Origin of the sequence: Streptomyces sp. HB132 (assembly GCF_016909575.1) — a bacterium.
Lineage (GTDB): Bacteria > Actinomycetota > Actinomycetes > Streptomycetales > Streptomycetaceae > Streptomyces.
Map to the genome: position 1 here is coordinate 19,727 of NZ_JAFBGA010000004.1, position 23,036 is coordinate 42,762.

A 23,036-nucleotide genomic window follows, 5' to 3' on the forward strand; every position below is an offset into this window, starting at 1 on the left:
GCTCCGTAGGCTCAGTCGGTGTCCTCTGCAGCCTGCTCAACCAGCGGGATAATACGCAGCGGCACCGGGTTTTCCATGACGATCGCCGTGGAGGCCCGGACGATGCCATCAAAGCCGACCACGCGGTCGATCACCCGCTGGAGGTCGGCGTTCGAGCGGGCGACGAGCCGGCAGAACATGTCCCCGTGCCCGGTCGTCGTGTGCAGCTCCAGGACTTCCGGTACGCCACTCAAGTGGGCCCGCACGTCGGCGCCTTGCCCCTGCTTGATCTCCAGCGTCGCGAACGCGGTGACGGGATAGCCCAGGGCGGCGGGGTCCACGTCCGGGCCGAACCCCCGGATGACGCCATTCGACTGAAGCCGGTCCAGCCGGGCCTGCACGGTCCCGCGCGCCACTCCGAGCCGCCGCGACGCCTCGAGTACGCCGATGCGGGGCTCGCGGGCCAGCAGCAGGATGAGCCGGCCGTCCAGATGATCGATCGCCATGATCCGTCTCCCGGTGGTCAGGCTGTACAGATAGCCCGCCCATCCTTGCCGCAGGCTGCACAGATTGCCCAGTGGATACGCGAACTGTTGCGCACCTTGCGAAGCGTCGGGAACCTTCGGACATGACTGAGACTGTGCACACCACCCCCGACACCGCCCGGCAGGCCGATCCCTTCCCGGTCAAGGGAATGGACGCGGTGGTCTTCGCGGTGGGCAACGCCAAGCAGGCGGCGCACTACTACTCGACCGCCTTCGGCATGAAGCTCGTCGCCTACTCCGGACCGGAGAACGGCAGCCGCGAGACCGCGAGTTACGTCCTGACCAACGGCTCGGCCCGCTTCGTCCTCACCTCCGTCATCAAGGCGTCCACCGAGTGGGGCACCTTCCTCGCCGACCACGTGCACGCCCACGGCGACGGTGTGGTCGACCTCGCCATCGAGGTCCCCGACGCCCGCGCGGCGTACGCCTACGCCGTCGAGCACGGCGCTACGGGCATCACGGAGCCCTACGAGGTCAAGGACGAGCACGGCACGGTCGTCCTCGCCGCCATCGCCACGTACGGGAAGACCCGGCACACCCTGGTCGAGCGCTCCGGCTACGACGGCCCCTACCTCCCCGGATACGTGGCCGCGGACCCGATCGTGGAGCCGGCCGCCAAGAGGACCTTCCAGGCCATCGACCACTGCGTGGGCAACGTCGAGCTCGGCCGGATGAACGAGTGGGTGACCTTCTACAACAAGGTCATGGGCTTCACCAACATGAAGGAGTTCGTCGGCGACGACATCGCCACCGAGTACTCCGCCCTCATGTCGAAGGTCGTCGCGGACGGCACGCTGAAGGTGAAGTTCCCCATCAACGAGCCGGCGATCGCGAAGAAGAAGTCGCAGATCGACGAGTACCTGGAGTTCTACGGCGGCGCCGGCGTCCAGCACATCGCGCTCGCCACGAACGACATCGTCGCCTCCGTGAAGGCGATGCGTGCGGCCGGCGTGCGGTTCCTGGACACCCCGGACTCGTACTACGACACCCTGGGGGAGTGGGCGGGCGAGACCCGCGTGCCCGTGGAGACGCTGCGCGAGCTGAAGATCCTCGTCGACCGTGACGAGGACGGCTACCTGCTGCAGATCTTCACCAAGCCGGTCCAGGACCGCCCGACGGTCTTCTTCGAGATGATCGAGCGGCACGGCTCGATGGGCTTCGGCAAGGGCAACTTCAAGGCCCTGTTCGAGGCGATCGAGCGGGAGCAGGAGAAGCGCGGCAACCTGTAGCCACCACGACGAAGGGGTCCTTCTCCCGGGTGGGAGAAGGACCCCTTCAGCGTGCGGTCACGGAGTGGGGGTGGCGCTCGGCCTCGCCTGCGGCGACGGGGCCGCCGACTGCCCGGACCGGAGCTCCCCGGGTGCCTGCGAGGGTGTCCGTGAGGGCTGCTGCGCGGGCTCCGGCGAGGCGTCCGCCCCGGAATCCCGCGACGGCGACGGCGAAGGTTCCGGCTCGGTGGAGGGCTCCGGAGCCGGCGGCTGCATGAACTCCGGGCCGCCCGCCGCCGGCTCACCCAGGGCGTCCAGGGCCTCCTGGGCCGACGGAGCGGCGAGCGGCGAGAAGTCCGGGTTCGTCCGGAGGGCCTCCTCCAGATGGCCGCGGGCCGGACCGTCCTGGCCGAGAGAGCTCTCGATCATTCCCAGGTGATAGGCGTACGAGGCGTTCCGCACGCCGGACTCCACGGCCTTCTCCGCGTACTGCATGCCCTCCTCGCTCCGGCCCGCCCGGTGCAGTGACCAGGCCAGCGTGTCCGCCACCGCAGAGCTGCGGCGCTGCGCCTGCCACTCGGTGCGCATCAGCTCCACCGCCGCCTCCGGGTCGCCGTGGTCGGCCTCGAAGCGGGCCTCGGTCAGCGACTCGTTGACCCCGGAGGTCCCGGCCCGCGTCAGGAGGTCGCGGAGCTTCGCGTACTGGGTGCGGGAGTCGCCGTCCAGGTCCAGCGACTCGTACAGCTCGCCCAGTTCGAGCACGTACTCGGGGCGTGGCAGCTTCGTCGTCACCGTCCGGTAGTCCGCCAGCGCCTCGTCCGTGCGGCCGAGGGCCGCCAGCGCGCGGGCCCGGCCCCCCAGGGAGGCGAGGTGACCGCGGTCGGTACGCAGGGCCGCGTCGTACTGTGCGAGAGCCTCCGCCGGCTCGCCGCGCTCCGCGGCGAGTTCCCCCAGACGGTGCAGGGACGCCGCCTTCTCGGCCGGCGTGGCGGCGCGGTCCGCCGCCTCCTGGGCGGTGGCCAGGGCGTCCTCACGCCAGCCCTGGTTGCGGTACATGTCCGACGTCCTGGCCAGGCCGGGGGCGCCCTTGCGCAGAGCGCCGAACTTCTCCGTCGCCCTGGCCGCCGCCGCGTACTCGCCGAGGCCGTTGTAGGCGTCGATCAGCACCGGGTACGCGGTCCAGTTCTTCGGCTGCCGCGTCCGCACGGTCTCGCCCCACTTCTTGGCGGCGAGGAAGTCGTTCCGGGCGTTGGCGAGAGACCCGAGGCCCACCCACGCCGCCGTGTTCCCGCGCTCACCCGGCTGCGCCGCCAGCGAGCGCTGGAGGGCCTGTTCGGCCCGGGTGAAGTAGGCGGCGTCCGCGGAACGGCGCCCCCACTCCACGTACGCCGAGCCGAGCACCGCCCAGGACGGGGCGTCGGCGGGATGCGTCTCCACCCATTTCTGCCGGTCACCGATGAGGGCCGTCAGATCGGACAGCGACGCCGGGGAGCCCGCGGCGGCCGCGGCCTCGGCCCGTGCCACGGGCCCCTGCGGGCGGTCCGCGCCGTCCCCGGAGTCGTCCGGGACGGCGATCACCGCACCGGCCACGAGCACGGCACCGGCCACCGCGCCGAACGCCGCCCTGCGCAGCGTCGTGCGCATCGGCGCGGGAGGCGGTGGGACGGACGTCGCACCCTGGGGCGGCAGGGTGGAGGGGAGCGGCTCCGGGTTCTGCTGCGGCTTGGCATCCATGGTCATCACTCTGCGTCAGTACGAAGATCACATCGCGCTCCGTGAAGGCTGACGCAGACGGGTTCACACCATTGGCCCCGGGTGTCACGCTCGGATCATGGACGCACTCCTCGAACGACTGCGCGCGGGTCTTCCGGCCGAGGCACTGATCACGGACCCGGACATCACTGCCTCGTACGCCCACGACATGGCGAGCTTCTGCGACGCCGGCACTCCCGCCGTCGTGGTGCTCCCGCGCACGGTCGAGGAGGTCCAGCACGTCATGCGGACCGCCACCGCCCTGCGGGTCCCCGTCGTCCCCCAGGGTGCGAGGACCGGGCTCTCGGGCGCGGCCAACGCCTCCGACGGCTGCATCGTGCTCTCCCTGGTGAAGATGGACCGGATCCTGGAGATCAGCCCGGTCGACCGGATCGCGGTCGTCGAACCGGGAGTCGTCAACGCCACGCTGTCCCGCGCCGTCAACGAACACGGCCTGTACTACCCGCCGGACCCGTCGAGCTGGGAGATGTGCACGATCGGCGGCAACATCGGGACCGCGTCCGGCGGGCTGTGCTGCGTCAAGTACGGCGTCACCGCCGAGTACGTCCTCGGCCTGGAGGTCGTCCTGGCCGACGGCAGGCTGCTGAACACCGGGCGGCGTACCGCGAAGGGCGTCGCCGGATACGACCTCACCCGGCTCTTCGTCGGCTCGGAGGGCAGCCTCGGTATCGTCGTCAGGGCCGTCCTCGCGCTGCGGCCCATGCCACCGCGGCAGCTCGTGCTCGCCGCCGAATTCCCCTCCGCGGCCGCGGCCTGCGACGCGGTGTGCCGGATCATGGAGCGAGGGCACACACCGTCACTCCTCGAACTGATGGACCGGACGACCGTGCGTGCCGTCAACGCGATGGCCTCCATGGGCCTCCCCGAATCCACCGAGGCCCTCCTGCTCTGTGCCTTCGACACGCCCGACCCGACGGCCGACCTCACCGCCGTCGGGGAACTCTGCAAGGCGTCCGGGGCCACCGAGGTCGTGCCCGCCGACGACGTCGCCGAGTCCGAACTCCTGCTGCAGGCACGCCGGACGGCCCTCCCAGCCCTGGAGACCGTCAAGTCGGCCACGATGATCGACGACGTGTGCGTGCCGCGCTCCCGGCTGGGCGCGATGATCGAGGGAACCGCCGCGATCGCCGAGAAGTTCGGGCTGACCATCGGTGTCTGCGCCCACGCGGGCGACGGCAACACCCACCCCGTCGTCTGCTTCGACCACACGGACGCCGACGAGTCCCGCAGGGCTCGCGAGTCCTTCGACGAGATCATGGCGCTGGGCCTCGAACTGGGCGGCACCATCACCGGCGAACACGGCGTCGGCGTACTGAAGAAGGAATGGCTGGCCCGCGAACTCGGCGAGGTGGGCCTTGAGTTGCAGCGCGGGATCAAGGCAGCCTTCGACCCGCTCGGGCTGCTCAACCCCGGCAAGCTGTTCTGACGCCCGCGCACCGCCGCTCAGGCCTCGCCGTCCTGCGGCTCGTCCTGCGACCAGGGATCGCTCAGCCACAGGTCGTCGGCGGGCAGCGGGGTGAGCAGTTCGGCGAGGGCCCCGTCGAGTCCCAGCAGCCCGCTCTCGGTCCCCGGAGGCACCACCCGCAGGGTGCGCTCCACCCAGGCGGAGACGGCGGCGGACGGCACCTCCAGGAGGGCGTTGCCATCGGGTGAGGTGAGCGCGACACAGACGACACCCCGGTCCGCGACCTTCGTCGGCCAGATCCGTACGTCCCCGTGTCCGCAGGGCCGGAACACCCCCTCCACCAGCAGCTCACGGGCGAACGTCCAGTGCACGGGCGACTCGGAGCCGACGTGGAAGGTGATGTGCACGGCGTACGGGTCGTCGGTGAAGTAGGACAGCCGCGCGGGCACGGGGACCGACCGCTCGGGCGACAGGACCAGCTTCACTTCCAGTTCGCGTTCCACGGCGTTCTGCATGAGGTGTACGACCTTCCGATGCTCGTAGGGGCCGGTTCCGTGACCGGTCCGCACAAGGAGAGACCGCCCTCCCCGACGTCTATGACGCGACTTCCCAGAAAAACTTCCCCCGACCCTGAAAGTGGTCCAAACACCAGGACAGGCACGGGGGTGCTCGGAGGTCTGATAGATGTGGACCCTTGTATTGAGGCCTCGAAGAGATACGGGACCACGGTGATGAGCGCCCCAACCCCGGCACCCGGTGACGAAAGCCCCCGCGAGGGGTACTACCCAGACCCGTCCATTCCCGGATACGTCCGGTACTGGAACGGCGCTTCATGGGTCCCCGGCACCAGCCGGCCCGCACCGCCGGGCGGGACGGCGTCCGCGCCGGCTCCCGCCCCCACGGCCGACGCCGCCCCGCGGCCTCCGGCCCAGGTGGACGAGACCGGGCCGATGTACCTCGACGAGGTCGAGGGTGCGGCCCCTGCCGGAGGAGACGGCGGGGCGGACGCCGACGCGGCCCCCGGCCGGCCCCTGCCGGCGTCCGCCTGGCAGGCCGACACCTCCCGGCAGTCCGGCTTCGGCGGCGAACGCGACCACCGGGTCTCGTGGGGCGGCCCCGACCCGCGTACGCCGGGGGCGGACGGCACCGATCCGCGAACTCCCGGGGCAGGCACTCCCGGTCCGCGAACCCCCGGCGCGGGCACGCCCGAAGCCGCGACGCCGCACTCCACGCCACCCACCGCTGCCACCCCCACGGACGGCGAGTCCGCCGGCCCCCGGCGGCCCGGTACCCCCGACCCGACGCGTGGCCCCGTGCCCGGCATGCGGGACGGCGGTGACGCGGTGTCCGAGGGCACCGTCACCCTCCGCGCCGACCGGCCCGGCAGGAGTGCCGGCACCGGCACCGGCAGCCGCCCGCCGACAGACGGCACGGTCACCATCCGCGCGGTGGGCCCCGGCACCGCCGCCCGCCCCTCGCGTCCGCGCGACGACGCCCAGGCCGAGGGCACGATGACGATCCGCGCGGTGCCGCCCGGCGGCACCCCGCGGCCCCCGGCCCCCGCTCCGTCGCCCACCCCGCCGCAGGCAGCGGCCCCGGGGCTGAACGCGCCCCTGACACAGGGCCCCGATGGCGGGTCCGCGTCCTGGCCGCAGCAGGCCCACCAGTTCGCCCGGCCCGAGCAGACGGCACGCCCGCAGCAGCCCGCGCCCCAGCCGCTGAGCCCGATGCCCGCGCAGGGTGTCGGTCCCGATCAGCAGCAGCCCGTCGTGCCCTGGAAGCCCCCGGTGGACGACCCCTTCCAGCAGCTCGTCCGGTCCCAGGCCTCCGTCAGGCCCGCCGCCCTCGGCAAGCGGCTGGCCGCCCGGATCCTCGACACCGTCGTCCTCGGTGTGCTGGCCGGGGCGGCCGGATTCCCCCTGGTCACCCGGGCGATGGACCACATCGACCGGAAGATCGAAGCGGCGAAGATGTCCGGCGAGACGGTCACGGTCTGGCTCCTGGACTCCACCACGGCCGGACTGTTCGGTGGGGTCCTCGCCGCCTTCCTCGTCCTCGGCTGCGTCCTGGAGGCCGTACCCACCGCCAAGTGGGGCCGCACGCTGGGCAAGAAGCTGTGCGGTCTCGAGGTACGGGACATCGAGTCCCACGACGCGCCGGGCCTGGGCGCCGCGCTGCGCCGCTGGCTGGTGTACGGGGTGCTGGGCCTGGTCGCCGTCGGCGTGCTCAACGTGCTCTGGTGCCTGATCGACCGCCCGTGGCGCCAGTGCTGGCACGACAAGGCGGCCCGTACCTTCGTCGCCGGCCGGTAGGGGCCCCGTACGCCCGTGTGCTGACGCCCCGTCCCCCGAAGGGACCTCAGCCGTTGCGGGCCTTCACTGGCCGGGGTGCACTGCCCCCATGAGCAACGAACCACCGCCTCCGCCGCCCGACGACGACCCCTTCTCGAAGAGGCCGCCGCAGGGGCCCCCGACCCCGCCGGGCGGTTCGCCCTACGGCGGCGGGCCGCCCCCGCCTCCGCCGCCCCAGGACCCGTACGGCGGCGGTGGCCCCTACGGCGGTGCGGATCCGCTGGCCGGCATGCCGCCGCTCGCGGAACCGGGCAAGCGGATCCTCGCGCGGCTGATCGACCTGCTCATCATCTCGATCCCGCTGTACCTGATCTCGCTGCCCTTCGGCGGGGCGGTCGACGTCACGTCGGACGACGGCAACGACGACTTCGGCAACGCGGTGGGCAACGCCTATTCGGGTCATCAGCTGGTGTGGTCGCTGATCGGCCTGGTGGTCTACGTCGCCTACGACACGTACTTCACCCACAAGGACGGCCGGACCCTCGGCAAGCGGCTGCTCAAGATGCGCGTCGCGATGCTCAACGACGGCTCGGTGCCCGACACGAACTCCTCGCTGATGCGGGCCGTCGTGCTCTGGCTCCCGGCGCTGCTGTGCTGCCCCTGCCTGTGGTGGCTCATCAACATCGTGCTGATGTTCACGGACAAGCCCTACCGGCAGGGCCTTCAGGACAAGGCGGGCAAGACCGTGGTCGTCACCGTCCCCTGAGCCGGGAGGGGTCAGTGGCGCAGTGAGTGCTCGCCGACGTGCTCCCGCCGCGCCGTGGCGATCTCGATGTCCTCGATCGTGCGGTGCGTACGGGTGGCGGTGGGCGCCGCCGTCACCTTCCGGACCGTCGTCGTGCGGGCGGGCAGGGCCATCGCCACCAGGAGGCCCAGGGCCAGCGCCGCGGTGCCGACGAGGGCGACACCGATGCCCGATTCCGTACGGAAGAGCAGCAGCATGGCGAGGGCGGAGAAGACGACGGTGGCCGAACCGTAGGAGAACTGTGCGGCTGTCGGACGCGGCATGGCGGTATCCGTCCTCGGGGCGTCGGATAGGGGCAGTCTCTCGACACGTTCGCACTGTCAATCGACTCTACGACGGTGGATGCCCGTGAAGAACGGGTAGTAAGCGTGACCTAACCCACGGTGCCGGTGCACAGGGGGCGCACGGAGTCACACCGCCGTCGGCGGGAGCCGACGGCGCGCCGGTCGGGTCGAGCGGCAGGGACCGGTGTACCTCCGATGTACGTCCGGATAACGGAAGAGGTCTCCCGCATAGTGCACTTGGTATGTCCAAGTCAAGATCTGTCTTTTCTCTCATAACTCCGATCGAATGTCGTCACTTGTGACGCGTTGAACGCGCGCGGCCCGTTTTCAACCCCCTGGCCGCGGCTGCGAACGCCGGGGAGGACTGCATCAAGTGACCACTCAGAGACGAGCGCTGCGCGCCACCGCCACCGCCGTGGCCGTGTGCCTGGCCGCCACCGCTGCGACGGCGTCCGCCTTCGCCACGGCGCAGGCGGACGACAAGGTGTCGGATTCCGGCGCCTCCATCGTGGACCGGCGCGATCCCGCGCCGGCCAAGGCGCACGAGCACGACCTGGAAGGGCCCTTCAGCAAGGAGCAGGACGCACAGCGTCAGGCCGCGCTGGAGCAGGTCCTGTCCGGTGACAAGAAGGTGACCGCCAAGGGCGGCTCCAAGGTCGTCAAGCTCGGCAAGAGCAAGTACGTCGAGCTCGGCCGGGAGAAGACCGACAAGATCTTCACCATCCTCGTGGAGTTCGGCGACAAGGTCGACGACACCACGATGTTCGACCCCGACGGCGACGGCCCGAAGCCGCCCGTCAAGAAGTACGGCGGCACGCCGGGCCCGCTGCACAACGAGATATCCGAGCCGGACCCGGCGAAGGACAACAGCACCGCCTGGCAGGCCGACTACGACCAGTCCCACTTCCAGGACCTCTACTTCGGTGAGGGCAAGGGGAAGGACAAGGGCAAGGAATCGCTGAAGACGTACTACGAGAAGACGTCCTCCGGGCGCTACTCGGTCGACGGCGAGGTCTCGGACTGGGTCAAGGTCCCGTACAACGAGGCCCGTTACGGCTCGAACTACTGCGGCTCCACCAACTGCGCCAACGTCTGGGACACGGTCCGCGACGGCGTCAACGCCTGGGTCACCGACCAGAAGGCCAAGGGCCGCACCCTGGACGAGATCAAGGCGGACCTCGCGCAGTACGACGAGTGGGACCGTTACGACTTCGACGGTGACGGCGACTTCAACGAGCCCGACGGATACATCGACCACTTCCAGCTGGTCCACGCCGGCGAGGACGAGTCCGCGGGCGGCGGGGCGCAGGGCACCGACGCCCTCTGGGCGCACCGCTGGTACGCCTACGGCACCAACGCCGGTGCGACGGGTCCCGCGGGCAACAAGGCCGGTGGCGCCGAGATCGGCGACACGGGCATCTGGGTCGGCGACTACACCGCGCAGCCCGAGAACGGCGGACTGGGCGTCTTCGCCCACGAGTACGCCCACGACCTCGGCCTGCCGGACCTGTACGACACCTCCGGCGGCGGCGAGAACTCGGTCGGCTTCTGGTCCCTGATGTCGGCGGGCTCCTGGCTCGGCACCGGTGACGGCGAGATCGGCAACCTGCCCGGCGACATGACCGCCTGGGACAAGCTCCAGCTCGGCTGGCTCGACTACGACACGGCCAAGGCCGCCACGAAGTCGACGCACAAGCTCGGTGTGGCGGAGTACAACACCAAGGACAAGCAGGCGCTCGTCGTCGAGCTGCCCGAGAAGGAAGTCACCACCACCGTCACGAAGCCCGCCGAGGGCTCGAAGCAGTGGTGGAGCGACATGGGCGACGACCTGTCGAACACCCTGACCCGCTCGGTCGACCTCACCGGCAAGACGTCCGCCTCGCTGGATCTGTCCGGCTGGTACGACATCGAGGCCGACTACGACTACCTCTACACCGAGGTCTCCGACAACGGCGGCACCAGCTGGACCGCGCTCGACGGCACGGCGGACGGCAAGGCCATCCCGCGTGACGCCAGCGACAAGCCGGCCCTGACCGACGTGTCGGGCGCCGTCAAGAAGCTCTCGTACCCGCTGGACGCCTACGCCGGCAAGAAGATCGACCTGCGCTTCCGCTACCAGACGGACGGCGGCGCGGGCGGCAAGGGCTTCACGGCCGACGCCATCACGGTCACAGCCGACGGCGCCGCGCTCTTCACGGACAACGCCGAGGGCGACGACAACGGCTGGACCGCCAAGGGCTTCTCGCGGATCGGTGAGTCGTTCACCAACGACTACCCGCAGTACTACATCGCCGAGAACCGCCAGTACGTCTCGTACGACAAGACCCTCGAGGTCGGCCCGTACAACTTCGGCTTCTCCACCACCCGCCCGGACTGGGTCGAGCACTACGCCTACCAGAACGGCCTGATGGTGTGGCTCTGGGACACCTCCCAGAAGGACAACAACACCTCGCAGCACGAGGGCCAGGGTCTGATCCTTCCGGTGGACTCGCACGCCAAGCCGCTGAAGTGGACGAACGGCTCGCTCCTGCGCAACAAGATCCAGCCCTTCGACGCACCGTTCAGCTGGTACCCGAACAAGGGCTTCACGCTGCACAACGCGGACGTGCCGCTGAAGATCAAGCCGTCGCTGGGCGTCCCGGTCTTCGACGACCGCAAGGGCACCTACTGGTACGCGGAGAACCCGACCGGAAGTGTCAAGGTCTCTGACACCAACACCCGGATCACCATCGTGAACGAGCCGCTCAGCGGCTCCACGATGACCGTGAAGGTCGGGCCCTCGGGTAAGTAGTCGACATAACCGCAGGTCAAAGCGTGATCGGCCGTCGCCCTCTAGCGGGCGGCGGCCGATCGTGTTTAGGTGCGTCCTACGAATCCTTATTGACACGAAGTCTTACGGGGGAGCGCGAAGCATGGCAGGCGGAGGTTTCTGCAGGTTGCCCAACGGCACCGTGGTGGTGGCACTGACCCTGAACGGTCCGGCCGGCGGATCCGGCCCCGGGGAGCCGGTACGGGTGCTGGTGCACGCGGTGAACCGGGCGCGCGCCCTGACCAGGGTGCGCAATCTCGGGCTGCGCGCCGTCTACCTCAGGGGCAACGCGCAGCCGCCCACCCCGGACGAGGTCACGGCGGTCCTGCACCACCCGGACGGACTCCTGTGGCGTACGGCGCCCCAGACCGGCCAGGAGCTCTGGCACCCCATACGGGCTCTGCTGGGATCCTCCGGATACGCGGGCCCGGCCCGTCCGGCGGCCTGAGCGCGCGCCGGACGGGGTCAGACGACCGGCTTGCCCGACAGCTCCACGCCGGCGGTCCGCAGCTCGCCCAGGGCCCGCTCCGTGGTCGCCTCGGCGACCCCGGCGGTCAGGTCCAGCAGGACGTGCGTGACGAAGCCCTCCCGGGCTGCGTCCAGGGCGGTGGCCCGCACACAGTGGTCCGTGGCGATGCCGACGACGTCGACGGCGGTGACGGACCGGTCCCGCAGCCACTGGGCGAGCCCCGTCCCGTTCTCGTCGACACCCTCGAAACCGCTGTACGCCGCGGTGTACGCCCCCTTGTCGAAGACGGTGTCGATCGCGCCGGAGGCCACGGCTGGGGCGAAATTGGGGTGGAAGCCCACACCCTCCGTGCCGGCGACGCAGTGCGGCGGCCAGGAGTGCTCGAAGTCGGGCGTGGCGGAGAAGTGGTCACCGGGATCGACGTGGTGGTCCCGGGTGGCCACGACGTGGCTGTAACCGGGCCTGGCCTCGCCGATCAGGTCGGTGATGGCGGCGGCGACCTCGGCGCCGCCCGCCACCGCGAGGCTGCCGCCCTCGCAGAAGTCGTTCTGAACGTCGACGACGATCAAGGCGCGATGCATGGCGGTTGTCCTTCGGTGGGGTTCGGGCGGTCGTGCGGATGCGGACGGTGGGGATGCCACCGAGCCTAGAGACTCCGGGCAGCCTGCGGGAGGGGGTGCGCACCCCGCTCTCGCGGCCGGGCCCGCCCCGCGGCCGAGGGGGCCGGGGTGTGCCTCACAGGTACTCGGTGGGCAGCACCGGCTCACCCCGGGACAGCTGCATCGCCGACATCGGCAGCCCCGCCCGTGCCGCGACGTGCCGCTCCCGCGCGGCCTCCAGCGGCTCCCGGCCGACGACCTCACCGCCCTTGACCAGCTCCACCTGTACCTGCCGGTCCACCAGCTCCGGCGGGACCTCCCCGCTGCCGATCACCTCGGCCTCGGCGATCCCGGCATCGTCCAGCCTGCGCGCCGCCCACTTGCGGCCGCCCCTCGACGACTTCGCGCCCAGCGACTTCTTCACCACCGGCAGCAGCGGGTCTGCCGGATCGGCGGTCCGCGCACGTGCCACCAGCTTGTACACCATGGAGCACGTCGGGTGCCCGCTGCCGGTGACCAGCTGCGTACCCACCCCGTAGGCGTCGACGGGCGCGGCGGCCAGCGAGGCGATCGCGTACTCGTCCAGGTCGGACGTGACCACGATCTTCGTCTCCGTGGCACCCAGCTCGTCCAGCTGCTGCCGGACCCGGTGCGCGACGAGCAGCAGGTCCCCGGAGTCGATCCGTACGGCGCCGAGCTCCGGCCCCGCGACCTCCACGGCCGTACGGACGGCCTCGGTCACGTCGTAGGTGTCGACCAGCAGCGACGTCCCCCGGCCCAGCGAGTCCACCTGGGCCCGGAAGGCGTCCCGCTCGCTGTCGTGCAGGAGCGTGAAGGCGTGCGCACTCGTCCCGACGGTCGGGATGTTGTAGCGGAAACCGGCCGCCAGGTCCGAGGTGGTGTGGAAGCCGCCGATGTACGCCGCGCGCGCCGACGCCACCGCCGACAGCTCGTGCGTGCGCCGCGCGCCCATCTCGATGAGCCGTCGCCCGCCCGCCGCGGCCGACATCCGGGACGCGGCGGCGGCGATCGCCGAGTCGTGGTTCAGGATCGACAGGATCACGGTCTCCAGCAGCACGCACTCGGCGAAGGAACCCTCGACCCGCAGGAGCGGCGAGCCCGGGAAGTACACCTCGCCCTCCGGGTAGCCCCAGATGTCGCCGCTGAAGCGGTAGTCCGCCAGCCAGTCGACCGTGGGCGCGTCCACGACCCGCTGGTCGCGCAGGAAGGCGAGCATCTCGTCGTCGAAGTGGAAGTTCTCCACCGCGTCCAGCACCCGCCCGACGCCGGCGACGACGCCGTAGCGCCGTCCCTCGGGCAGGCGCCGGGTGAAGGCCTCGAAGACGGAGCGCCGGTCCGCGGTGCCGGCCTTCAGTGCGGCCTGCACCATCGTGAGCTCGTACTGGTCGGTGAAGAGTGCGGTCGACGGCACACCGACCCGTCGTCCAAGGTCCGCTGAGTTCATGCCGGGGATGCTACTCCCTATTCGTCAAAGTGACGAGATGGGGGCGTCGTTTGTGCGCCTGACCCTCTCTGGTGGCAGCATGGGGTAGGTGAGCGTTGCTGCCCCCGTAGAGATCGAACGTCCCGAATCGGCCGAGGAGACCTTCGCCGTCCCTGAGCCCGACGTCCCCTGGGTGACGCTGGTGCACAACGACCCGGTCAACCTCATGAGCTATGTGACGTATGTCTTCCAGGCCTACTTCGGCTATTCCAAGGACAAGGCGCACAAGCTCATGCTCGACGTCCACCAGAAGGGCCGCGCCGTCGTCTCCAGCGGCAGCCGCGAGGAGATGGAACGCGACGTCCAGGCCATGCACGGCTACGGGCTCTGGGCCACCCTGACCCAGGACCGCAACTGACCCGTCGCAGCCCCTTCCGCCCTCCGCCCGACCCACCATCGGAGAATTCATGGCCGGCCACTTCGAGGCCACCCCAGGCGGCGGCGCGTCCGTCGCCCTCGACGAGGTCGAGGTCGCCATCCTGCGCTCCCTCGCCGTCCAGCTGCTCGAACTGATCGGCCCCGGCGACGAACCCGCCGAAGGGGAGGACCCGCTCACCGCCCTGTTCGCCGAAGGCCCCAGCGAGCCGCCCTCCGACCCTGCCCTGGCCCGCCTCTTCCCCGAGGCGTACGGGGACCGGGACAAGGAACTGCGCGAGGCGTCCGCCGAGTTCCGCCGCTTCACCGAGAACGACCTGCGCACCCGCAAGCGCGACGACGCCCTCGCTGTCGTGCGGTCGCTCGACGCGCTCTCGCCCGTGGCGGACAGCGGCGCGGTGCTCAGGCTCACCGCCGAGGAGTGCCACCACTGGCTCGGCTCCCTCAACGACCTCCGGCTCACGATCGGCACGCGCCTGGAGGTCTCCGACGAGGACGAGGGTCAGGGCGGTTCGCTCTACCGGCTTCCCGACGACGATCCGCGCAAACCGATGGTCATGGCCTATCTCTGGCTCGGCGCACTCCAGGAGACGCTCGTCGAAACGCTGATGCCGTAACGCCGGTGGCGTGGGCGTGGTGGTTCCACGCCCGTTCGCTCAACGGACGCTCAAATTCGCATAACGATACAGTCGCCGTTCCGGGAGAGTGGCCCGAAACGGCGGTTTGGTCCCCTATCTGCGTGACGCGTGCCACACGGGCATCAGGGAGCGATGTGGTACTACTTCACAACTCATTTTTCGGCACCACCCCCCCGCCGGACCGGATGAGACCTGGCCGATCGCCGGGTGCAGCTCCGGGCAGAGGCAGGTCCGCGTCCACGGACCCCGCCGGCCCCACACGCCGAACGGACACCGGCGCTCACTCCGAGTCCGCCCGCGCTCTCCGTGCCCCACGCCCGGACAGCCCCGCGCCACTGAGGTAGCCAGATGTCACTTGACTCCATGACCAGAAGTGTCGATGAAGCCGTCAGCGGATTCTTCGAACCCATTGCCGAATGGCTGGGCAAAGTTGTTTTCTACGAGGTGTCCGTATTCGGCACCGGCCTTCCACTCATCGTCGCCTGGCTCGTGGTGGCCGGCCTGGTGTTCACCTGTTGGTTCGGCTTCATCCAGATCCGCAAATTCCGGCTGGCCGTCGACGTCGTGCGCGGCCGCTTCGACGAGAAGGGCGCGCCGGGGGAGGTCAACCACTTCCAGGCGCTGACCGCTGCGGTCTCCGGAACGGTCGGGCTCGGCAACATCGCCGGTGTGGCGGTCGCCGTGACCATCGGTGGACCCGGCGCGACGTTCTGGATGATCCTCTGCGGCCTGCTCGGTATGGCCACGAAGTTCGTCGAGGTCACGCTCGGCGTGAAGTACCGGGAGGTGCACGCGGACGGAACCGTCTCCGGTGGACCCATGCACTACCTGCCCAAGGGGCTCGCCGAACGGTTCGGCAACCGGGGCAAGCAGTTCGGCAAGGTTCTCGCCGTCCTCGCCTCCGTCATGATCCTCTTCTTCGGGCTCTTCGGCGGCAACCTCTTCCAGGTCAACCAGAGCTACGCCCAGCTCGTCTCGGTCACCGGAGGCGAGGGCGGGGCCGTCGGTTCCTCCGGGGGTGCGCTTCTCTTCGGACTGCTGATCGCCGCGATCGTCGGCGTGGTGCTCCTCGGCGGCATCCGCTCCATCGCGTCCGTCACGAGCCGGCTCGTCCCCGCGATGGCCGGGCTCTACGTCCTCGCCTGTCTCACCGTCCTCGTCGTCAACGTCGCCCACCTGCCTGCCGCGATCGGCGCGATCATCGACGGCGCGTTCAACCCCAAGGGCGTCGCGGGCGGTCTGCTCGGCGCACTGATCATCGGCTTCAAGCGAGCGGCGTTCTCCAACGAGGCAGGCCTGGGATCGGCTCCGATCGCCCACTCCGCGGTGAAGACCAAGCATCCCGCGAGCGAAGGCCTGGTCGCACTGCTCGAGCCGTTCATCGACACCGTCCTCGTCTGCACCATGACCGCGCTGACCATCGTCGTCGCCAACCCGGCCAGCTGGGCCGAGGCCCGTGCCGGAGAGGACATCGGAGGTGTCACCATCACCTCCGACGCGTTCGCCACCGTCCTGCCGTGGTTCCCCCACATCCTGACGATCGCCGTCATGCTGTTCGCGATCTCCACGGTGCTGACCTGGGGCTACTACGGCCTCAAGGCGTGGACGTACCTCTTCGGCCGGAGCAGGGCGAGCGAGGTCATCTTCAAGGTCATCTACACGGTCTTCGCGGTCGCCGGCTCCCTTCTCACCCTGCAGACCCTCATCGACATGGCGGACGCGGTGCTCTTCACCCTCGCCGTGATCAACATCATCGGTCTCTACCTGCTGGCGCCCGTGGTCAAGCGCGAACTGAACACCTTCCTCGAGTACGTCCGCCGGCACAAGGCCGGCGAAGCGGGCCCGGTCGGCCCTGTCGAGGACGACGGGCTGGAGAACGCGCCGGTGAACGCCGGCTGATCCTCCGGCCGGCCCGGCGGTCGCCGGCCCGGCGTTCCAGCATCCGGACGGGTCCGTACCTCACGCGGTACGGGCCCGTCCGGCGTGCATATCCTGGCGCCATGCTGACCCTCACCCAAACGCTGTACGACCAGATCGTCGCCCACTCCCGGGCCGACCACCCCGACGAGGCATGCGGAGTGGTCGCAGGCCCGGCCGGAACGGGCCGCCCCGAACGCTTCGTCCCCATGCTCAACGCCGCACGCTCGCCCACGTTCTACGAGTTCGACTCCGCGGACCTGCTCACGCTGTACCGCGACATGGACGACCGTGACGAGGAGCCGGTGATCGTCTACCACTCCCACACCGCTACCGAGGCCTACCCCTCCCGCACCGACGTCACGTACGCCAACGAGCCCGGCGCCCACTACGTGCTGGTCTCCACCGCGGACACCGACGGAGCGGGCCCCTTTCAGTTCCGCTCGTACCGCATCGTGGACGGCGAGATCACCGAGGAAGAGGTCCAGATCGTCGAGGCGTACCCCCCGGCCGCCTGACGCCGACGGGCCGTCCCCGGCAGCACCAGCCAGACCCGCGTCCCACATGGCGAACGCTCACCATCCGACATGTGGGATCACACTCCGGATCCCGGGTGGGGAATCGATACGATGACCACATGGTTCCCCATGACGTGAGCGAAAAGACGCCGGGCATGCTGCTCGTCGCGCGGCTGCACGTCGACCTGTGCAGGCTCAGCAGCGCGATGTGTCCGGCTTCCGCCTGCCCGTGAACCGCACGGCCTGAGCCGCGGTCCGAGCGCACCACGTACGCACCAACCCCCCGCGCGGGGCCACAGACGCGCGCCCCACGCCACCTCCCCGCATTCGACAGGAGCCCACGCCATGGCCATCGAGGTCCGCATCCCGACCATCCTCCGCACCTACACCGACGGCGCCAAGGCCGTCGAAGGCAACGGGGAGACCCTCGCCGACCTCTTCGCCGACCTCGAGAGCCGCCACAACGGCATCCGTGAGCGCATCGTCGACGGCGACAAGCTGCGCCGCTTCGTGAACGTCTACCTCAACGACGAGGACGTCCGCTTCCTCGACGGCATCTCCACCAAGCTCACCGACGGCGACAACGTCACCATCCTCCCGGCCGTCGCCGGCGGCATGCGCTGATGCGGTACGACTCCCCACTGGCGACCGTGGGCAACACACCCCTGGTCCGCCTCCCACGGCTGTCCCCGTCCGAGGACGTCCGCATCTGGGCCAAGCTGGAGGACCGCAACCCCACCGGCTCGATCAAGGACCGCCCCGCGCTCCACATGGTCGAGCAGGCGGAGAAGGACGGCCGCCTCACACCCGGCTGCACCATCCTCGAACCCACCAGCGGCAACACCGGCATCTCCCTCGCCATGGCCGCCAGGCTCAAGGGCTACCGCATCGTCTGCGTCATGCCCGAGAACACCTCGCAGGAACGGCGCGACCTGCTCACGATGTGGGGAGCCGAGATCATCTCGTCCCCCGCCGCGGGCGGCTCCAACACCGCCGTACGCGTGGCCAAGGAGCTCTCCGCCGAGCACCCCGACTGGGTCATGCTCTACCAGTACGGCAACCCGGACAACGCCGGCGCCCACTACGCCACCACCGGCCCGGAGATCCTCACCGACCTCCCGTCCATCACCCACTTCGTCGCAGGCCTCGGCACCACCGGAACCCTCATGGGCGTCGGCCGCTACCTCCGCGAGAACAAGCCCGACGTCACCGTCGTCGCCGCCGAACCGCGCTACGACGACCTCGTCTACGGCCTGCGCAACCTCGACGAAGGCTTCGTCCCCGAGCTCTACGACGCCTCCGTGCTCACCACCCGCTTCTCCGTCGGCTCCGCCGACGCCGTCACCCGCACCCGCGAGCTCCTCCAGCAGGAGGGCATCTTCGCCGGCGTCTCCACCGGCGCCGCGCTCCACGCCGCCATCGGCGTCGGCCACAAGGCCGTCAAGGCGGGCGAGTCCGCGGACATCGTCTTCGTCGTCGCGGACGGCGGATGGAAGTACCTGTCGACCGGCGTCTACACCGCACCCACGACAGAAGCCGCCATCGAAACCCTGCACGGCCAGCTCTGGGCCTGACGGCCCCTCGGCCGCCCGGCGGCCACGCGCACCGAAGGCGCGGGACGGGAGAACACCCCGCCCCGCGCCTCCCGCACGTTCACCCCAGATCCCGAACCCGCCCCCACACCCCCGGATCCAGCTCGCCCGCCTTCCGCCGGAACCCCGCCAGCGCGACCTCCCGCAGCTCGTCCGTCTCCAGGTAGCTCTGCCGCCCCCGCGCGTCCCCCACCGAACCCGCGGGCAGCGCGATCACCCCGGGCCGCTCCTCATGGTGCTTGCTGGTGATCTTGGCCACCACCGCCGTGCCGCCCCGCACCGACAGGACCAGACACGGCCGGTCCTTCGACCCCGGCCCGTCCTCGAACGGCACGTCCGCCCACCAGATCTCCCCCGGCCGCGGCCCCCCGTGCGGCCTGCCCTTCTTCTTCCTCTCCGGAGCACGCCCCGGCGGACGCGTCCGCCCACCCGGACGCCGCGGACCACGCCCGCCCCGGCCCCGCGCATCGGAGACCGTCGCCACGAGCGCCAGCAGGACAACGACGGCCAGTGCCGCCCACCACCACGAGTTCATGCACCGACCGTACCGGCGCGCCGCACGGCACCCGGCCTTCCATCGAACCGGTGACACCACAGGTGAGTTCCCCCACAACGGCAGGCCGTGGAGGAGCGACCAGTGGTTTCGCGCCTTACGCTCGACGGACCGCACGAACCCTCCCCGTTCCCACGCCTCGGAGGTTCACGCTCCATGAAGCTCACCGTCGTCGGCTGCTCCGGCTCGTTCCCGTCACCGGGTTCGGCATGCTCGAGCTACCTCGTAGAGGCCGACGGCTTCCGGCTGCTCCTCGACATGGGCAACGGCGCCCTGGGCGAGCTGCAGCGCCACGTAGGTCTCTACGACCTCGACGCCATCTTCCTCAGCCACCTCCATGCCGATCACTGCATCGACATGTGCGCGTACTTCGTCGTCCGGTACTACCGCTTCGACGGCGGACGCCCCGAGGCCATCCCCGTGTACGGCCCGGAGGGCACCGAGCAGCGGCTCACCACCGCCCACGCCGACACCCCGTCCGACCACGCCATGGGTGAGGTCTTCGACTTCCACACGCTGAAGTCCGGATCCTTCGAGATCGGCCCCTTCTCGGTCCGCACGGAGAAGCTCCGCCACCCCGTCGACACCTTCGGCATCAGGATCGAGCACGACGGGCGCACCCTCACGTACTCCGGCGACACCGGCACCTGCGATGCGCTGGCCGAACTCGCCGAGGGATCGGACCTGTTCCTCTGCGAAGCATCGTTCGTCCACGGCAAGGAGGACATCCCGGACCTCCACCTCAACGGCCGCGAAGCAGGCGAGTACGCCGCCCGCGCCGGAGCCGGACGTCTCGTCCTCACCCACATCCCGCCGTGGACGGACGCCGAACGCAACCTCGCCGACGCCCGCGAGGTCTACGACGGCCCGGTGGAGCTGGCCGCGCCCGGCGCGGTGTACGAGATCTAGGAACCGGCGAAGCCCCGTTCCCTCCACGCGGAGGGAACGGGGCTTCGCCGTGCTGTGACAGGGGCCGGACTACTTGGCCTCGGCCTTCTGGAGCTCGGCGAGCTCCTCGTCGGACTCGCGGCCCGGAGTCGGAAGGTTGAACTTCGTGATCGCGAAGCGGAAGACCACGTAGTAGACCACCGCGAAGCAGAGGCCGACCAGCACCAGCAGCCAGGGCTTCGACGCGATGCCCAGGTTCAGCAGGAAGTCGACCAGACCGGCCGAGAAGCCGAAGCCGTCCTTCATGCCGAGCGCCCAGGTCAGTGCCATCGAGACACCGGTCAGCACCGCGTGGATCGCGTAGAGCACCGGGGCGATGAACATGAACGTGAACTCGATCGGCTCGGTCACACCGGTGACGAACGAGGTCAGGGCCAGGGAGAACATCATGCCGCCGACGACCTTGCGGCGCTCCGGACGGGCACAGTGGACGATCGCGAGGCAGGCGGCCGGAAGGGCGAACATCATGATCGGGAAGAAGCCGGTCATGAACTGCCCGGCGTTCGGGTCGCCGGCCAGGAAGCGGGCGATGTCACCGTGGGCGCCGTTGTACTCGCCGGCCTGGAACCACGGGAAGGAGTTCAGCAGGTGGTGCATGCCGACCGGGATCAGCGCACGGTTGGCGACACCGAAGATGCCCGCACCGACCGCGCCGGAACCGACCAGCCACTCACCGAAGTTGTGCAGGCCCGTGCCGAGCACCGGCCAGATGACGCCGAAGACGATACCGATGACCAGACCCGCGAAGGCGGAGAGGATCGGAACCAGACGACGGCCGCTGAAGAAGCCCGCCCAGTCCGGCAGCTTCGTCCGGTAGAACTTCTGGTAGAGCAGGGCCACGACTATGCCCATCACGACACCGCCGAGCACACCCGCGTTGACCGGGGCGTCGCTCATCACGATCTTGCCGTCGGCGACGCTCGCGACCTGCGGGAGGTTGCTGTCGGTGAAGGTGGCGAGCACCTTCTGGAAGACCAGGTAGCCGGTCACCGCGGCGAGAGCCGTCGAGCCGTCCGACTTCTTGGCGAAGCCGATGGCGATGCCGACGGCGAACAGCAGCGCCATGTTGTCGAGAATGGCACCACCGCCGGCCGCCATGTAGCCGGCCAGCTTGGTGATGACGGTGGGGAACGACTCGCGGCCGAGCATGTCGGCATTGCCGAGCCGGACCAGCAGCGCGGCCGCGGGCAGGACCGCGACGGGCAGCATGAGGCTGCGGCCGATGCGCTGCATGACAGCCATCACGCCGGCGCCCCGCTTCTTCGCGGGGGCCGCCGGAGCGGTGTCCGTACTCATCAACTTCCTCCAGTAGGCAAGGCGCCGCCGGGGACAGTTGGTGGGGGGCGGCGACTCGAGGAACGCGGCGGCAGAGACGGCCGCGTGGTCTGGACCACTGAGTGGTGTAGACCAGTTTTAGCACGGTGAGGGTTGGATAAGGAACCTTCCATATGCCCCGTAGTGCCCCCAGTACCCTCGGTGACGCCGAGGAGCCCCCGGACCTCGCGGTCCGGGGGCTCCACCGAGAGCCTGGGAGGCCCTACTTCGTGAGGTCCTCCTCGATCTTCTCCTCCTCCTCGACGGGCTCGCGCCCCGGGGTCTGGAGATCGAACTTCGTGATCGCGAACCGGAAGATCGCGTAGTAGACCACCGCGAAGCACAGCCCGATCGGGATGATCAGCCACGGCTTCGTGTCCAGGTGCCAGTTGACGACGTAGTCGATCAGCCCGGCCGAGAAACTGAACCCCGCGTGCACGCCCAACGCCCAGGTGACCCCCATCGAGACCCCGGTGAGGATCGCGTGCACCCCGTAGAGCAGTGGGGCGACGAAGAGGAACGAGAACTCCAGCGGCTCCGTCACGCCCGTCACGAACGACGTCAGCGCCACGGACAGCATTAGCCCGGACACCTCCTTGCGCCGCTCCGGACGCGCGGTGTGGGCGATCGCCAGCGCGGCGGCCGGCAGGCCGAACATCATGATCGGGAAGAACCCCGAGGTGAACTGCCCGGCCGACGGGTCCCCGGCGAAGAAGCGGGAGATGTCGCCCTGGACGGTCCCGCCGTCCCCGCCCGTAAACTCGCCCGCCTGGAACCAGAAGAACGTGTTCAGGAACTGGTGCATGCCGATCGGGATCAGCAGCCGGTTCGCGAAACCGAAGATCGCCGAACCCCAGGCGCCCAGATCGATCAGCTGCTTGGCGAACCACGTCAGCGCGTCACCCACCGGCTGCCACAGCAGGCCGAACAGCACGCCCAGGATCACGCACAGGAACGCCATCAGGATCGGCACCAGGCGCCGACCGTTGAAGAAGCCGAGCCAGTCGACCAGCTTCGTGCGGTGGTAGCGCTGCCAGACCACGGCGGTCAGCAGGCCGATGATGATGCCGCCCAGGACCCCGGGGTTCTGCGGCACCCCGTCGGGCGTCGCCTCGGTCATCGTGCCGTCCACCGGGAAGGCCGCCAGTACCCCGCGGTACACGAGGAAGCCGACGACGGCGGCCAGCGCCGTCGAGCCGTCCGCCTTCTTCGCGAAGCCGATCGCGACACCGATGCAGAAGAGCAGGGGCAGGCCCACCTCGCCGTCGAGGATCGCCGTGCCGCCGTTGAGGAGGACCTTCGCGAACTTGTCCCAGAAGGCGCCGTGCAACGAGGAGTCGAAGAGATTGCCGAGGCTGACGAGGAGCCCCGCCGCGGGCAGTACGGCCACCGGCAGCTGCAGGCTCCGGCCGACCTTCTGGAGTCCCTGGACCGGCCCGTTCCACCACTTGCGCTGCGGTTGCACAGCCGCGTTCGAACTCATCGGCATCCTCCCGGAACACGCCTGGCT

General features: G+C 70.0%; 23 protein-coding genes. 14 read left to right on the forward strand and 9 right to left on the reverse strand.

Annotated features, from left to right (window positions below):
* Window positions 1-11: 11 nt before the first annotated feature.
* The gene (locus JOC24_RS11030) at window positions 12-485 is read right to left on the reverse strand and encodes an Lrp/AsnC family transcriptional regulator (RefSeq protein WP_205020046.1); all 474 of its coding nucleotides are present in this window, start codon (window positions 483-485) and stop codon (window positions 12-14) included.
* Window positions 486-607: 122 nt separating this feature from the next.
* On the opposite strand from JOC24_RS11030, the gene hppD reads away from it, so the two are divergent.
* Complete coding sequence (gene hppD / locus JOC24_RS11035) at window positions 608-1,753, forward strand: 4-hydroxyphenylpyruvate dioxygenase (RefSeq protein WP_205020047.1); 1,146 nt, start codon at window positions 608-610, stop codon at window positions 1,751-1,753.
* A gap of 57 nt (window positions 1,754-1,810) precedes the next feature.
* On the opposite strand, the gene JOC24_RS11040 is transcribed toward hppD, so the two are convergent.
* Window positions 1,811-3,466: a tetratricopeptide repeat protein gene (locus JOC24_RS11040; protein WP_205020048.1), complete on the reverse strand. Its 1,656-nt coding sequence runs from the start codon at window positions 3,464-3,466 to the stop codon at window positions 1,811-1,813.
* A 97-nt stretch (window positions 3,467-3,563) separates the two neighbouring features.
* Between JOC24_RS11040 and JOC24_RS11045 the strand changes: the two genes are divergently transcribed.
* Window positions 3,564-4,931, forward strand: coding sequence for an FAD-binding oxidoreductase (locus JOC24_RS11045; RefSeq protein WP_205020049.1), 1,368 nt, complete (start codon window positions 3,564-3,566; stop codon window positions 4,929-4,931).
* A gap of 17 nt (window positions 4,932-4,948) precedes the next feature.
* Here JOC24_RS11045 and JOC24_RS11050 read toward each other — a convergent pair whose 3' ends face one another.
* Window positions 4,949-5,425, reverse strand: coding sequence for an SsgA family sporulation/cell division regulator (locus JOC24_RS11050; protein WP_205020050.1), 477 nt, complete (start codon window positions 5,423-5,425; stop codon window positions 4,949-4,951).
* 216 nt (window positions 5,426-5,641) lie between these two features.
* Between JOC24_RS11050 and JOC24_RS11055 the strand changes: the two genes are divergently transcribed.
* Complete coding sequence (locus JOC24_RS11055; RefSeq protein ID WP_205020051.1) at window positions 5,642-7,222, forward strand: RDD family protein; 1,581 nt, start codon at window positions 5,642-5,644, stop codon at window positions 7,220-7,222.
* Between the two features lie 88 nt (window positions 7,223-7,310).
* Window positions 7,311-7,967: an RDD family protein gene (locus JOC24_RS11060; RefSeq protein ID WP_205020052.1), complete on the forward strand. Its 657-nt coding sequence runs from the start codon at window positions 7,311-7,313 to the stop codon at window positions 7,965-7,967.
* An 11-nt stretch (window positions 7,968-7,978) separates the two neighbouring features.
* Here the strand turns inward: JOC24_RS11060 and JOC24_RS11065 are convergent, their stop codons facing one another.
* On the reverse strand, window positions 7,979-8,269 hold the full coding sequence (locus JOC24_RS11065) for a hypothetical protein (protein ID WP_205020053.1): 291 nt from the start codon (window positions 8,267-8,269) through the stop codon (window positions 7,979-7,981).
* Window positions 8,270-8,663: 394 nt separating this feature from the next.
* Here JOC24_RS11065 and JOC24_RS11070 point away from each other — a divergent pair, with 394 nt between their 5' ends.
* Together JOC24_RS11070 and JOC24_RS11075 are read left to right on the forward strand one after the other, a co-directional pair.
* Window positions 8,664-11,081 carry an immune inhibitor A domain-containing protein gene (locus JOC24_RS11070; protein WP_205020054.1) on the forward strand — a complete coding sequence of 806 codons (2,418 nt, stop codon included), beginning with the start codon at window positions 8,664-8,666 and terminating at the stop codon, window positions 11,079-11,081.
* Between the two features lie 121 nt (window positions 11,082-11,202).
* The gene (locus JOC24_RS11075) at window positions 11,203-11,547 is read left to right on the forward strand and encodes a hypothetical protein (RefSeq protein ID WP_205020055.1); all 345 of its coding nucleotides are present in this window, start codon (window positions 11,203-11,205) and stop codon (window positions 11,545-11,547) included.
* Window positions 11,548-11,564: 17 nt separating this feature from the next.
* On the opposite strand, the gene JOC24_RS11080 is transcribed toward JOC24_RS11075, so the two are convergent.
* Together JOC24_RS11080 and JOC24_RS11085 are read right to left on the reverse strand one after the other, a co-directional pair.
* Window positions 11,565-12,149 carry an isochorismatase family protein gene (locus JOC24_RS11080; protein WP_205020056.1) on the reverse strand — a complete coding sequence of 195 codons (585 nt, stop codon included), beginning with the start codon at window positions 12,147-12,149 and terminating at the stop codon, window positions 11,565-11,567.
* A gap of 154 nt (window positions 12,150-12,303) precedes the next feature.
* Entirely contained in the window at window positions 12,304-13,632 is a 1,329-nt protein-coding gene (locus tag JOC24_RS11085) for a nicotinate phosphoribosyltransferase (protein WP_205020057.1), read from the reverse strand.
* Between the two features lie 88 nt (window positions 13,633-13,720).
* On the opposite strand from JOC24_RS11085, the gene clpS reads away from it, so the two are divergent.
* From clpS to JOC24_RS11115, 7 genes are all read left to right on the forward strand, one after another.
* Window positions 13,721-14,029: an ATP-dependent Clp protease adapter ClpS gene (clpS, locus tag JOC24_RS11090; RefSeq protein WP_031100168.1), complete on the forward strand. Its 309-nt coding sequence runs from the start codon at window positions 13,721-13,723 to the stop codon at window positions 14,027-14,029.
* Between the two features lie 49 nt (window positions 14,030-14,078).
* Window positions 14,079-14,663 carry a DUF2017 domain-containing protein gene (locus JOC24_RS11095; RefSeq protein ID WP_205020058.1) on the forward strand — a complete coding sequence of 195 codons (585 nt, stop codon included), beginning with the start codon at window positions 14,079-14,081 and terminating at the stop codon, window positions 14,661-14,663.
* A 369-nt stretch (window positions 14,664-15,032) separates the two neighbouring features.
* A complete protein-coding gene (locus JOC24_RS11100) occupies window positions 15,033-16,583 on the forward strand; it encodes an alanine/glycine:cation symporter family protein (RefSeq protein ID WP_205020059.1) in 1,551 nt (516 codons plus the stop codon).
* 101 nt (window positions 16,584-16,684) lie between these two features.
* Complete coding sequence (locus JOC24_RS11105) at window positions 16,685-17,119, forward strand: M67 family metallopeptidase (protein ID WP_205020060.1); 435 nt, start codon at window positions 16,685-16,687, stop codon at window positions 17,117-17,119.
* Window positions 17,120-17,238: 119 nt separating this feature from the next.
* Window positions 17,239-17,352, forward strand: a complete 114-nt coding sequence (locus tag JOC24_RS34160; RefSeq protein ID WP_324605446.1) for a putative leader peptide — start codon at window positions 17,239-17,241, stop codon at window positions 17,350-17,352.
* Between the two features lie 112 nt (window positions 17,353-17,464).
* Window positions 17,465-17,743, forward strand: coding sequence for a MoaD/ThiS family protein (locus JOC24_RS11110; protein ID WP_205020061.1), 279 nt, complete (start codon window positions 17,465-17,467; stop codon window positions 17,741-17,743).
* Window positions 17,743-18,693: a PLP-dependent cysteine synthase family protein gene (locus JOC24_RS11115; RefSeq protein ID WP_205020062.1), complete on the forward strand. Its 951-nt coding sequence runs from the start codon at window positions 17,743-17,745 to the stop codon at window positions 18,691-18,693. Before JOC24_RS11110 ends, JOC24_RS11115 begins: the two co-directional genes overlap by 1 nt.
* A 79-nt stretch (window positions 18,694-18,772) precedes the next feature.
* Here the strand turns inward: JOC24_RS11115 and JOC24_RS11120 are convergent, their stop codons facing one another.
* The gene (locus JOC24_RS11120) at window positions 18,773-19,246 is read right to left on the reverse strand and encodes a type II toxin-antitoxin system PemK/MazF family toxin (RefSeq protein ID WP_205020063.1); all 474 of its coding nucleotides are present in this window, start codon (window positions 19,244-19,246) and stop codon (window positions 18,773-18,775) included.
* Window positions 19,247-19,420: 174 nt separating this feature from the next.
* Between JOC24_RS11120 and JOC24_RS11125 the strand changes: the two genes are divergently transcribed.
* A complete protein-coding gene (locus JOC24_RS11125; protein WP_205020064.1) occupies window positions 19,421-20,173 on the forward strand; it encodes an MBL fold metallo-hydrolase in 753 nt (250 codons plus the stop codon).
* 69 nt (window positions 20,174-20,242) lie between these two features.
* On the opposite strand, the gene JOC24_RS11130 is transcribed toward JOC24_RS11125, so the two are convergent.
* Complete coding sequence (locus JOC24_RS11130; RefSeq protein ID WP_205020065.1) at window positions 20,243-21,508, reverse strand: PTS transporter subunit EIIC; 1,266 nt, start codon at window positions 21,506-21,508, stop codon at window positions 20,243-20,245.
* A gap of 241 nt (window positions 21,509-21,749) precedes the next feature.
* A complete protein-coding gene (locus JOC24_RS11135; protein ID WP_205020066.1) occupies window positions 21,750-23,009 on the reverse strand; it encodes a PTS transporter subunit EIIC in 1,260 nt (419 codons plus the stop codon).
* Window positions 23,010-23,036 lie beyond the last annotated feature (27 nt).